Source organism: Enterobacter sp. 22466, from assembly GCF_052044775.1.
GTDB lineage: Bacteria > Pseudomonadota > Gammaproteobacteria > Enterobacterales > Enterobacteriaceae > Enterobacter > Enterobacter dissolvens.
The window spans coordinates 44999-57413 of record NZ_JBQENX010000001.1 but is presented as its reverse complement, the minus strand read 5'-3'; the positions used below and the strand labels follow the sequence as shown (position 1 = coordinate 57413).

General features: G+C 53.5%; 10 protein-coding genes. 3 read left to right on the top strand and 7 right to left on the bottom strand.

Annotation, left to right across the window (positions count from 1 at the left end):
- Nucleotides 1-223 precede the first annotated feature (223 nt).
- From ACTJJI_RS00200 to ACTJJI_RS00190, 3 genes are read left to right on the top strand one after another with little or no spacing between them, the layout of a single operon-like run.
- Nucleotides 224-2473: a type I secretion system permease/ATPase gene (locus tag ACTJJI_RS00200; protein WP_014830767.1), complete on the top strand. Its 2250-nt coding sequence runs from the start codon at nt 224-226 to the stop codon at nt 2471-2473.
- Complete coding sequence (locus ACTJJI_RS00195) at nt 2470-3822, top strand: HlyD family type I secretion periplasmic adaptor subunit (protein WP_194516936.1); 1353 nt, start codon at nt 2470-2472, stop codon at nt 3820-3822. The genes ACTJJI_RS00200 and ACTJJI_RS00195 overlap by 4 nt, the downstream gene beginning before the upstream one ends.
- Before the next feature lie 4 nt (nt 3823-3826).
- Entirely contained in the window at nt 3827-5548 is a 1722-nt protein-coding gene (locus ACTJJI_RS00190) for a TolC family protein (RefSeq protein WP_248041940.1), read from the top strand.
- A gap of 73 nt (nt 5549-5621) precedes the next feature.
- Here the strand turns inward: ACTJJI_RS00190 and ACTJJI_RS00185 are convergent, their stop codons facing one another.
- From ACTJJI_RS00185 to ACTJJI_RS00155, 7 genes are read right to left on the bottom strand one after another with little or no spacing between them, the layout of a single operon-like run.
- Complete coding sequence (locus ACTJJI_RS00185; RefSeq protein ID WP_047360754.1) at nt 5622-6623, bottom strand: hypothetical protein; 1002 nt, start codon at nt 6621-6623, stop codon at nt 5622-5624.
- 10 nt (nt 6624-6633) lie between these two features.
- Nucleotides 6634-7566: an ACP S-malonyltransferase gene (locus tag ACTJJI_RS00180; protein ID WP_192543940.1), complete on the bottom strand. Its 933-nt coding sequence runs from the start codon at nt 7564-7566 to the stop codon at nt 6634-6636.
- Nucleotides 7567-7576: 10 nt separating this feature from the next.
- On the bottom strand, nt 7577-8965 hold the full coding sequence (locus ACTJJI_RS00175) for a hypothetical protein (protein ID WP_047023440.1): 1389 nt from the start codon (nt 8963-8965) through the stop codon (nt 7577-7579).
- The gene (locus ACTJJI_RS00170; protein WP_014830760.1) at nt 8962-9750 is read right to left on the bottom strand and encodes an outer membrane lipoprotein-sorting protein; all 789 of its coding nucleotides are present in this window, start codon (nt 9748-9750) and stop codon (nt 8962-8964) included. The genes ACTJJI_RS00175 and ACTJJI_RS00170 overlap by 4 nt, the downstream gene beginning before the upstream one ends.
- Before the next feature lie 9 nt (nt 9751-9759).
- Entirely contained in the window at nt 9760-11070 is a 1311-nt protein-coding gene (locus ACTJJI_RS00165; RefSeq protein ID WP_014830759.1) for an ABC transporter permease, read from the bottom strand.
- Complete coding sequence (locus tag ACTJJI_RS00160) at nt 11071-11718, bottom strand: hypothetical protein (RefSeq protein ID WP_014830758.1); 648 nt, start codon at nt 11716-11718, stop codon at nt 11071-11073.
- Nucleotides 11702-12409 (bottom strand): ABC transporter ATP-binding protein, encoded by a 708-nt coding sequence (locus ACTJJI_RS00155; RefSeq protein WP_014830757.1) that lies wholly within the window; start codon nt 12407-12409, stop codon nt 11702-11704. The genes ACTJJI_RS00160 and ACTJJI_RS00155 overlap by 17 nt, the downstream gene beginning before the upstream one ends.
- Between the last annotated feature and the right edge of the window lie 6 nt (nt 12410-12415).

Sequence of the window (12415 nt, the reverse complement as noted above, 5' to 3'; positions counted from 1 at the left end):
ATAGCAAATATGACGTAGAATATTCTTAAAGGAACAGTTACTTTTCCTTATTGTGTGTAAGAGGGATAAAACCCTACACTACGATATTACCAGTGCTTGTATTTTTACATAATCCACCCGCGTCACCCGTTGTATTTACGGATGCCCCCGGTCGTTTTTAAATAACATATTCTTTACTTTTTAATTCTAAGTGAGGAACGCAACTACAGGTCTGAATTCGAAAATGAACACGCATCTCTCCACGGTAAAAATTAATTCAGAGCATACTCTTGATGATATTGAAGCCCCTGAAAAAGATTCTCTTCTGTGGGGCGTTGAATGGCTTTGTGGGCATCATTCTAAGTATGCCAGCAAAGAGGTGCTGTATGCAGGCCTGCCAAAAAGCGACAAGCTGGAGCCTGAAATGGCATTACGTATGCTTGAGCAGATGGGCATATCCGCCGGTTGGGTTAAGCGCGATTTGAATTCGCTTTCCTCCTGGCTGTTCCCTTTGCTTATTGCACGCAAAGACGGGACATACTGCATTCTTACCGCGCGCAATGGAAAGCGCGGGCAACATACATATCAGATTGTGGTACCTGAAAACGACGGAACACTTCTCGTTGCAGAGGCGGATTTACACGAGGTTTATGGCGGTTATGCCCTTGTGACGACGCCAAAACCCACGCTGGACGCGCGTGCTGAAGACCAGCTGTTACCGAAAGCCCAGGATGAAGGCCACTGGCTCTATTCGACGCTGTGGCGCTACCGACATTACTTCTACAGCGCGGCACTGGCGGCGCTGCTGGCGAACATTCTTACGCTGGCCGGTACCTTCTTCACCATGAACGTCTATGATCGCGTGATCCCCACCCAGGCATACGTCACCCTGTGGTCGCTGGCGATTGGCGTGGTGATTGCCATTATTTTTGAATTTGCCAGCCGACAAATCCGCGCCTATTTGATCGACATCGCCGGTAAAAAAGCAGATCTGATCCTCGGGGCGAAGCTGTTTCGCCAGGTGATGTCGATGCGCATGGAATACAAGCCGCAATCCTCCGGAACCTTTGCGAACCAGTTACGCGATTTTGAGGCCGTCCGCGACTTTATCACCTCTGCGACCCTCGCCACGCTGTCCGATTTGCCGTTCTGTCTGCTGTTCATGTTCATCATTTACATGATTGGCGGCCCACTGGCCGTTGTACCGCTGGTCGCCATGCCACTGATTTTGATTGTTAGCGTCATTATCCAGTGGCCGCTGGGCCGCTACATGGAAGAAAACGTCCGGGAAATTTCGCTTAAGCAGGGTCTGCTGATCGAGAGCATCGAAGGGCTTGAGGCCTTAAAAGCCGCTCAGGGCGAAGGGGTGATGCAAAAGCGCTGGAATGATTTCAGCGCACTGGCTGCGGCGTCCTCGATGAAAACCCGCTATCTCTCCATGCTGACCACCAACTTTGTCTCTTTTGTGCAGCAAATCACCACCGTCTGCATCGTGGTGCTCGGCGTCTATTTAATCCACGCCGGAGAGCTGACCATGGGGGCCATGATTGGGGTGGTGATCCTCTCCAGCCGTTCGCTCGCGCCTCTGGCCTCCGTGGTCGGTCTGGCGCTGCGTTATCAGCACGCCAAAACCGCGCTGAAATCCCTTAACCAGCTGATGGAAACGCCGACCGAGCGTGATGCGCTCATCAATTATCTGCCGACGCCCAATTTCACCGGCAGCCTGCGTCTGAAAAAGGTGGGGTTTACCTATCCGGTACCGGGAATGATGGTCGCGCCACGCATTCTGGACAACATCAATATCAACATCGAGGCCGGGGAACAGGTGGCCGTGCTGGGCAAAATTGGCAGCGGTAAGTCGACCCTGCTGCGCGTGATGGCGCGCCTGTACCAGCAGAGCAGCGGACAGCTTTTTATTGATGGTGTGGATGCGACACAGGTGGATCCCGCCGACTGGCGCGCCGCGGTGGGCTACGTCGGGCAGGACTGCCGCCTGTTTTACGGCACCCTGCGCCATAACATCGTCATTGGCAATCCGGGCGTGAGCACGGAAGAGTTTCTGCGAGTCGTTCGCCTGACCGGGCTTGATCACGTAGCGGCCAGACATCCACTGGGTTTTGACATGCCTATCGGCGAAATGGGCAATTGCCTTTCCGGTGGACAAAAACAGCTCGTCGCCCTCGCCCGCTGCCTGTTGCTGCGACCAAAGATTTTGCTGATGGATGAACCCACCAGCTCAATGGACGCGATGACGGAAACCCTGTTCCTTCGTCGGCTCAAAGAAGCGACGCAAGGACAAACGCTGGTCATTGTGACCCACCGCATGTCCGTACTGAGCCTGGTAGAGCGTCTGATCGTCATGGAAGACGGACATGTAGTGAAAGACGGACCCAAAGATCAGGTGATGGCCAGCCTGAATGAGAATGTCATGAAGAAAAAACAAGCAATGCATTCAGTCGAAGAGAAGCAACAGAAACAAGGTGTGAATGAATGATGAACGAGGACGAAGTGAATCATAACGCCTCAAAGGGAGAGGCCGAAACGGATGCAGGCGTACCCTCAACGGCACTGGAAAACGTGAACGCTACGCAGAGAGCGGGCACCGGGCTGGCATTACACCCCACACAGCCAACGGGGAAAGTGAAAGCCGACGATCTGAAATTCATGCACGACCTGCAGGGCGCGCTGATCGCGCAGAAGACCCCTTTCAGCATGATCATGCTCTACACCATCGCCCTGGTTGTGGTGGTGGCGCTGGTCTGGGCGCATTTCGCCCGGGTTGAGGAGATTACCCGTGGCGACGGGAAAGTGATCCCCGCCAGCCGCGAGCAGCTCATTCAGAGCCTGGAAGGCGGCATTCTCGAAGAGCTGAACGTGCAGGAAGGCGACATCGTCGAGAAAGGCCAGATTCTGCTGAAGATTGACCCAACTCGCGCCGGGGCCAGCTATGGCGAATCGTTGTCCAAAGTGCAGGGGCTGAAAGGCAGCATTGCCCGTCTCAGGGCGGAAGCCTACGACACGCCCCTGACCTTTCCGCCGGATATCGCCGGGATTGAGTCAATCGTGCGTGATGAGACCCAGGCCTATAACGCCCGCCTGAAAACTCTGAATGAAAGCGTAGAGGCCTTAAAACGGAGCCTGACGCTGGCGCAAAACGAGGTCAGTCTGTCGGAGCCGCTGGCGCGCAGAGGGTTAATGTCGGATGTCGAAATCCTGCGCCTCAAGCGCCAGGCGAACGAATTCAGCCTGCAGATCACCGAGCGTACCAACCGCTTCCGCTCTGATGCCAACAGCGAACTGAACCGTCTGGAATCTGAGCTGGCGCAGGCGGAAGAAATTCTGCGCGGACGCCAGGACGTGATGAACCGTACCACGGTGGTGGCGCCCGTGCGCGGCACCGTCAACAACATCCGGGTGACAACCCGTGGCGGCGTCATTCAGCAGGGGGCGGAGATCATGACCCTCATTCCGCTTGAAGATAACCTGCTGGTTGAAGCCAAAATCAAACCCTCTGATGTTGCCTTTATCCATCCGGGCCTGCCCGCCACGGTAAAAATTACCGCCTACGACTATGCCATTTATGGCGGATTAAACGGTGTCGTTGAACACCTCAGTTCAGACACGCTGATCGATGAAGAGAAAGCCCGTCAGGGGCGTGGAGATTCTACCTATTACCGGGTGTTCGTCCGCACCGACCGTGCCGCGTTACAGGTAAAAGACAAGTCATTCCCGATCATGCCGGGAATGGTGGCAAACGTAGAAATCAGAACGGGGGAGAAGACCATTTTGTCTTACATCCTCAAACCGATACTGAAAGCGCGCGAAGCCTTCAGGGAGAGATAATTATATGGTTAAGGCACGTAAAGAGCGTCGTTGGGCAAGGGTAGCAACCGCAGTTGCACTCTGCTTGCCCTGCTCTTCTTTTGTCATTCCGCTGCACGCGGCTGACATTGCTCAGGCTAAAAGCAGCCTGGCGTCATTGCCGCCGATGCGCACACAGTCACAGCTCAACCGCGACGTGCAGCCTGTGCAGCGGACGGTGTCGCACAGTGCGGCATCGCCGCGTTCGCTGCCCGCCATGCGTACCCAGTCGCAATACGTCAGTACGCAAAAGGCGATGCCAACGCAATCCACTGCGCGCCCTGAACGCTACGCCTCTGCACCGACAGCCAGGGAGTTTGCCCCCGCCCCGTCAAAACCGGCGGAAAGCCGGGCTGCGCTGAAGAAAAACGCAGACTTCTTCCCGCCCGTCACCGAGTATTACAAACCGGATCCGGCGTACGCCGGGGTGCGTCGTGAGGGCGGTGCGCGTCAAGCCATTAGCGGCATGTCGCAGGGCTACCGTGCCGGCAGTCAGGATTCGCTAGTCTTCCTGCGAAGCATGGTGGCCAGAGCGCTGGCGTATAGCCCGGAACTGCGGGCCGCCTCAGCAGAGGTGATGGCGTCTGACTACATGGTCGATCAGGTAAAAGGCCAGCGCATGCCCCAGGTACGTCTGGGCGTAACCTCGCCGCTGTCGACCGTGGGTGGCGATCGCCAGTCGTCATCCAACAATAGCCATATCAGCGACTCAAGCGGTACGGTCTCCGTTAATACGCCGATTATTGACTGGGGAAGGATCAGTAATCAGGTGGACAACTCTCTGGAAACGGCAAAAGCAGCCCGTTATTCAAAAGAGTATTCCCGCGAACAGCTGGCCTACAACACCGTGTCCGAACTGATGAACATGGGGCGCTACCAGCACAGTAAGGTTGTGGCGAAACAGTACGTTGGCCGCATGAAAGAGCTGGTCAGCATGCTGTCGCAAATTACCCAGGCGGACCGCGGCAGAGAGAGTGAACTGGTGCAGGCCAAAGCAAAACTGATGTCGGCCCAGGCAAGTCTGGACAATATTGAGCATCAGCTGAGCGCCAGCAAAATCAAACTGGTGCGTCTGCTGGGGACCGAGCCTGAATTACCGGAAGGCATAAGTTGGCACGACACGGTCATCCCGGCGTCGGTGGCCCTTTCTGGGCTGGATAAGAACCCGATGATGCTGAACCTGCAGTCCAAAGTCCGGGCGGCAGAGTATGAGGCAGAAAGCATTAAATCGTCGGCCCTGCCGCAGGTGAACTGGGTCATCTCCAAAAGCACCGCCAAAGACAGCAACGGCAACGAAGCGGGTTGGTATACGGGCTTAAACGTCGAGTGGGAGGCGTTTAGCGGCGGCTCTCAGCGTGCCGCTGAGATGTCGGCACGGGCGAAAGCCAATATGGCGCAGCAGCAATATGAAGTGAGTTACAAAGATCTGGAGTATCAGATTAACTATCAGATTCAGGTACGTGACTCCTCTTTCCTGCGCGCCGATGATTACGATCGCCTGACAAGTGAAACGGATCGGGTGCGTCGTATGTTCTACGAACAGTGGTATCACCTTGGCAAACGCACCTTGCTCGACGTGCTGACGGCAGAAAACGATCATTTTAATAATCAGCTTTCTGCCATTAACAACCGCTACGACGGCTATATTTCCAACATTAACGTCATTGCCAGCGCCTCCATGCTGCTGTCATGGATGAAAATGAGCTAAGCGAAACAGACGTCATAAAAAGCCAGACCGTCAGTGATGAGGGTCTGGCTTTTTTATGTCTTTCAGAAGGCGACTACCAGGGGGTGTCCTCTCTGCTGATCTCCGCCCAGCGCAGATACATATCGCTCGACATCATAAAATCGGTATGCCATTTCCACCAGGTGTGCAGCGTGTAGTACACCAGGCACGGCAGATAGCAAAGCAGGAAATAGACCTCAAACCAGACCTGCCATCCCGAAAGCGTAAGCAGCACGCCGATAACAGCCGACCAGACACATTCCACACCCACCAGCATCACCAGCCGCAGCCATAAGGGTTTCTCAGACAGCGTCCTCCACGGGATTGACGGGGAGAAATAGAGGTCAATCTCGTTAAGGAACAGATGGCCCAGAAACACATAGCGTCGGGTAAAGCGCAAGAACAGCAGATTGATTGCCAGCACCACCACGCAGAGCACTACCATGGTAATAATGGCGGTTAAGGTGAAGTAGCGCCCATAGAGATCAAACTGCGCACTGTTGCGTAAGGGGCTGATGGTCAGGAGATTCATCACCACACTCATCACGACAGCAACGGCCACATACTGTGAAAGCTGCGTGTATTTTGCCTTGTCTCTGGCTGAGGCAACGACCTGCTGAATATAGACATGGCGCAGTGCGGCAAAGATCCCCCAGATAATCAGCGGCGCCACGAAAACCATGAACAGCAGCGTGATGCCTGGTGTGGTCAGCGCAAGGAAGAACCCCGTGATGCCCGCGAAAATCAGGATCGAGACGGCCAGCACGATAAACGGTTCGAAGATGATCGAATTCATTTTCGGGCTCTCTTTGCCGACAAATACCGACAAATCAACATTCTTGACGACGCATTTATAGGCCCAGAAGGCCTTAAGGTCGGCAATGAAGCTATACCCGATCAGCGCGAAAATACCGCTCGCGACCCAGGCATCCTGCCGGGAAAAAGAGAAACCGGCATTTTTCCAGTAAAAGCCCAGCAGGATAAACGTCACGATATAGATAAAAAGCACGTTCCTTTTATCCTGATAACGGATGAAGGTTAAATAATCTGGAATCATAGCTCGGCCATTACATCCCTAACACTTTTCTGCAGTGCAGGACACGCCCGGCAGAAAAACCGGAAAAATCGTTCAGCATCTGTCCCAGATAGGGTTTGTTGCTCATCTCCAGGAACAGCGGCTGGTCTGGATGATGGATGAATCTGGCCATGGAATCGGCCCATTTCACCGTCTGCGTAAGATGCAAAGAGAGGTTCTCTTTGATATTGTCCGGCACCGTTTCGACTCTGGCGGTCACATTCATCAGCACGTCATAGGCTGGCGAGGTGAAAGGCTGCCCCGCCAGGAAGTCACGCATCAGCTGCACGCCCTCAGCCATTAAACGGGTATGCCAGGCCCCGCTGACGCCGAGCTTGATCGGCTCATAGCCTTCATCGGCCAGAACTTTGGTAAAATCACTCAGCGCAGACGGGGTCCCGCCAATCACCTGCTGACGCGGGGTGTTGTCGCAGCTGATATCCAGCGCGATCCCGCTGCGGGTGATGATGTCACTCAGCGTGGCAAAATCGGCCCCCTTCAGCGCCAGCATCGCGCCTTTCTGCTTTTTACTCACCGCATCCATGGTGCTGGCGCGAAAATGCAGCGTACGGAACAGGGTCTCCAGCGAGATCGCGCCTGCCGCGTACAGGGCACTGTATTCGCCAACGCTATGGCCACAGGCACCCACGACGCGCAGCGCGGGGAAGCGCTCGCGGCAGAGGCTATAAAGCGATACGTTGATTGCCGTAACGGCCAGCTGTTGTACCGTGGTCTGGATCAGCCTGTTCATCGGCCCCTTAAGGCAGAGTCGGCGCAGATCGAGGCCCGACACATCGCTGGCACAATCCCAGATCTGTTTCGTCGTTGCATTGAGATCCCACAGATCGCTGCCCATACCAATCACCGGGTTTCCCTGGCCGGAAAACAGCAGCACCACAGGCTGCGATGGATTATCAAGCGTCATAGTCATTTCCTTATAAGTAATACTTAAAGCCAACATAGCCACCGGCAACATCGCCGAAGAAAGCAAACTCAGAATTTGCGCTACCCAGTGCTGAATAGACGCCGGTATACGCTTCCAGCTGGTCATCAATAAAGGTCAGCGGTGCGCTGATGTGGAGCCCTGACAGGGTGCTTTTATCCATCAGATTGACGACGAAATAAGGCTGCACGGCGATCTGATGCGTGAGCTGCACGCTGGACCAGGCGTTGAGATAGTGTTTCCCCTGCAACATGCCTTTGTTGCCCGTATTGCTGATTTCAGACGCCATCAGGTACTTATAGGAATCAAACGCCCTGTCGAGCGGCGCATAGCCTGTCGGCGTATTCAAAAAGGTCATCAGCTCGCGCTGTTTGCGCCATTCCGTGCGGGAGTAGCCTTCGCTCTGGTAATAATATTCCAGGCCGAAAACGTTAAATTCATCAGAGGTATATTGCCCGCCTACAGCCAGCTCAACGCCATTTTTGTCCTCGGTGTCATACAGCGACGAAGGAAATGCATAGTTCTGGACTTCTGCACTTTTCTCCTCAGAGAGATGACGCCAGCGCTGCTCCCGGTGCCAGGCCATCCCGGCATTCAGGGTCAACTGTGGGGTGTAGTGATAGCTGTCAGAGACGGCAACCGACTGCGAGTCTCCCAGCAGAATGCGCATCCCCGGCGTATGTTGACGGAAGGCATGTGAGGTATAGCTCAGAAGCCAGGTCTCGCTGCTGTTGCCACGCTGGTTTGCGGACCAGTTGCTGGAGGTCAGATAGTATTTATCGATCGTCGCCAGCTTCGGGATCATGGTCAGCGAGAGCGACTCATCCCGGTTGTCCATTGACAGCGTCGCGGCCCAGGACGAGGACTGATACGCAGTGCGAAGCGCGGGATCGTAAAGCCGCGTCGGTTTGAACCCGGCGTAGTAATGCGGAGTCAGATCGGAAGGTGAGCGCAGGAAAAAGAGACCCTGCTTCGCCTGAAGTTTTCCTACTTCAAGCTGCACGCTGTCTGAAACGGCGTAAACCAGTCTCAGACGCTCAATCAACAGCTGAGAGCGGCTGTCGTCCTCTTCAAATGCCCCCACCTTACGCGGTGAGTACCAGGTGAGCCCGTAGAGAGACAAATCCAGATCCAGCGCATTATCAACGATCGCGCACTTGCTGGTGAGATTCACGCCCGCGTCATTGTAGATATTGTGTCTGGTATACGGATTTCGGCCGTTAATTCGCCAGTCTGAAATTTGTTTTTTGACCAGCGACACCTGCTCATACAGCGTGACAGTGCTGTTTTTTGCAAAGTCGGAACCGGACAGGCAGTCCGCCAGTGCGCTTACCGGCAGAGCGGAGAGTGCCAGGGTTAACCCCAGTAATGTGCGTTTCAATTGGCACCTCGCTGAATAGACTCGCGAGTAAAGTGGGATTCCGGCAAGGATTCCAGGCGAACATCGCTGTACTCCATCACGGAGTAGCTGTTACCGTGACGGGCCTCCTTCACAATAATTTTCATCGGACGCATCTTCCCTAATACCATCTGAAAATCCTGGTACAGCACTTCTTTCATCAATTTATTATCCAGAGAGTAATACGACGCTTTAAAAGGACGGTTGTCCCCCTCTTTTTCGACGTAATAGATGACTTTTGGCCACGTGACGTCATCCGTTTTGCGCACCAACTCCAGCTTATAGCACTGCGTATCGCCGCATGGTTCCTCACCCAGCAGCGTAGCGTGGTAGGCGTACTCAAAATTGGTGACAATGACGTCGCCATTGGAAATTTGTCCAATCAGGCGCTGCTGGCGCGAAACGGGAACCGGTCGACGCAGTTCTGGCGTGTAGAACCAAAGATCGTACCAGTCAGAGAGCAGCACTTTGCCTTTGTCCCGCGGGGGATAAATAAAACGCGCCAGCGAGCGGGCATCGGCTTTCATTCCCCCTTCGGGTTTCATAAAGCGCATGGAAATATCCAGCACCTGCTTATTGTCAGGCTGAGATGCGCCCGACTTATATTCATGAATGGTCAGGGTGTAGCGAAAAGGTTTATTCGGGGAACGAACCTCATCGGCACGACGAATAATCTCTGATGCTTTGTTATCCACCGGCGCTGATAATACCGCCGAGGAAAACAGGCACAGACAAAAGAGCAGTTTTGTGATGACAACGCGTTTCATATCGCTTCCTTACGAAAATTTAAAAGCATCTGAAATATTCAGCCGTGAAGCACGTAATGCAGGCAGCACAGAGGCGCCGGTTGCGGCCAGGATCGGTAATACCAGGGTTATCCAGGTCAGTGCTACGCTGTCGGTTTTAATAAAGGCCGTATAGCCCAGCGATTGCCCCGGTGACGGCGGCATCGCAATACCGTAAAGATTGATGGCAGAGGCAATGGCATAACCTGTCGCCAGACTGCCAATGGCGCCGATAAGACCAATGAAAATCCCTTCCAGTAAAAACAGCCTGGTGACATGCAGGGGTTTCAGGCCAATCGCCCTGAGGGTGGTTATTTCCCGGGTACGTTCGATAATATTCATGGTCATCGAATTGCCGATCATAAAGATCACGATCAATCCGACGATGAGCTTAATGAAGAAATAGATCCCGGATAATAAGCCTTCTACTTGCTGATAAAAGATCGAGGTCTCTTTCCAGTCTTTGACCAGCAGCGGTAAATGATGCTTCGCAATAAACTGACGCAGTTTGGCGCTAAAGACGGCGGTATCGTCGTCCTTCAGCAGGATTAATACCTTACTGACGCTGTGGGTTCCCATGATGCGCTGTGCGGTATCAAGCGGGATTTTCATCGCCACATCATCGTAATCCTTAATACCGGACTCAAAGATGCCGCGAAGCTTCATCGATAACGCGCCCTGCCCGCCCTCGGTATTCACCACCAGCACATCCAGCCAGTCGTCATAGTGGGCATTGAGCGTTTTCGCCAGCCCACTGCCCAGCGTGATTTCGTCGGTACGCACCCGGGAGAGATCGCTGCCGGAAATTAATTTATCAAACGATCCCAGCTTTAACGCAGGCAGCGGCTCCACACCCAGGGCGGAAAAATAGCTGGAGGTTTCGCTTTCATATTGCGAAATCACCCCGGTAAATTCCAGCTGACCGGACAGCGTCGAAATATGCGGTGCGAGATCCGGATCGTTGAGAATCGCCTTTTTCAGGGATGCATAATCTGCAATCAGGCTTTTATTTTTATTCGACGTCTGGAAATAATTTTCATTATAAATTTGCACGTGACCAATATTGGTTCGAATCGTTTGCTCTTTCAAAATCCAGAAAGAGTAATCGATAAACCCGCCATACAGAAATATCGACACGCCACCGAGCATAATGGCGGCCATGGTTGAATAAGATCGTCTCTTGTGGCGAAAGAGGTTTAAAAAAGCAAACTTCACATCCCGCGAGCGGAATAATACGCACCAGAGGACAAAAATCAGAATCAGTACAACAACACTATTCGCTAACACCATAACCCCGGACATTTAGTTCCCTTTCACCAGCGGTAACAAGACCTCTGTCACTTCGTTGATATCCCACTCTGGCGCATCGCCAGAAGCCAGTGGTAATGCAGAGTTGGCGTGACGCAGTTCTGTTTGCGCCAGCAGCGCGTCTGCCTCGGCGGTACGGTTACAGCTCAACAGCGCGCGATAACGCATTTCGTCAATGTGCTTCATCAACCCGGCATTGAATACGTCAGGGCTTTTCGCCATCTGTTCCGTATCTTTTAACGTCACCACACAACGGCCAATATCGGCTGGCAGGTACGCGTCCACACGGGCACGCATGTAGCGCACCCGTTGATTGCCCTCGTAGAGGTCCACCGCTTCATCGAGATAGAAAAAGCCCGTTTTGCCATACTCAGACGCCCGAATGACGTCATTGGTATTGAGGGCATGCTCCGCCTGGCGCAGCATGCCGTAGGCATAAAAAACCAGCGACAGCGCGTTATCATTGGCCTTGTATTCGGTAAACAACGCACGGGTGATATCGGCTAGCTTATCGGCCTGCGTCGGGAAGCCATTTTTTATCACCTGCTCAGCCATGGGGGCCGCGGCGGCTTTAACGCTCCCGGCATAGGCCATGCAGATCAGCAGCCAGCAGAGAATGAAGAAATTACGATTGTGAATCATGAACTAATACTCCGTCCTTAATTTCAACCACACGCCGCGCGCGCTCTTTCAGCTGGCTTGAGTGCGTCGAAATAATGAAAGTGGTGCGTGTCTCCCGGTTGATTTTCAGCAGCAGATCGAGAATGGCCTCACCGGTGACCAGGTCGAGGTTTCCGGTTGGCTCATCGGCAATCACGACCTGAGGGTCATGCGCCAGTGCACGGGCAATAGCCACGCGCTGCTGTTGTCCACCCGAAAGCTGGCCCGGCTTACGTTCGGTATATCCCGCCAGTCCTACGCTCTCGATAAAATGCAGCGCCCGCTCTTTCGCCTCTTTTTTGCCAATGTGTCCATTCAGCACCAGCGGGTAAAAAACGTTATCAAATACGCTCAGCACGGGGATGAGGTTAAAAAACTGAAATATGAACCCCAGATGCTTGCCACGAATTTCAGATAATTGTTCTTCCGGTAAATTATTGAGTAATTTTCGCAAAAACATCACCGAACCAAATCCCGGCTTATCAATACCCGACAGGATATTTAACAGCGTACTTTTACCGCTGCCGGAGGGGCCGCACAGTGCCAGAAATTCGCCTTTCTCTATTTCAAGATTGATATTTTTCAGGGCATCGACTTTGCCTTCGCCCGAGCCATAACTCTTATAGATATTGTTCAGCGATATCATTGGGAGTTCTTTAATCATTCCGCTCATGGGGGT

Coding starts and splice junctions, on each gene's coding strand:
- ACTJJI_RS00200 (WP_014830767.1), top strand. CDS start 224: ATGAACACGCATCTCTCCACGGTAAAAATTAATTCAGAGCATACTCTT.
- ACTJJI_RS00195 (WP_194516936.1), top strand. CDS start 2,470: ATGATGAACGAGGACGAAGTGAATCATAACGCCTCAAAGGGAGAGGCC.
- ACTJJI_RS00190 (WP_248041940.1), top strand. CDS start 3,827: ATGGTTAAGGCACGTAAAGAGCGTCGTTGGGCAAGGGTAGCAACCGCA.
- ACTJJI_RS00185 (WP_047360754.1), bottom strand. CDS start 6,623: ATGATTCCAGATTATTTAACCTTCATCCGTTATCAGGATAAAAGGAAC.
- ACTJJI_RS00180 (WP_192543940.1), bottom strand. CDS start 7,566: ATGACGCTTGATAATCCATCGCAGCCTGTGGTGCTGCTGTTTTCCGGC.
- ACTJJI_RS00170 (WP_014830760.1), bottom strand. CDS start 9,750: ATGAAACGCGTTGTCATCACAAAACTGCTCTTTTGTCTGTGCCTGTTT.
- ACTJJI_RS00165 (WP_014830759.1), bottom strand. CDS start 11,070: ATGTCCGGGGTTATGGTGTTAGCGAATAGTGTTGTTGTACTGATTCTG.
- ACTJJI_RS00160 (WP_014830758.1), bottom strand. CDS start 11,718: ATGATTCACAATCGTAATTTCTTCATTCTCTGCTGGCTGCTGATCTGC.
- ACTJJI_RS00155 (WP_014830757.1), bottom strand. CDS start 12,409: ATGAGCGGAATGATTAAAGAACTCCCAATGATATCGCTGAACAATATC.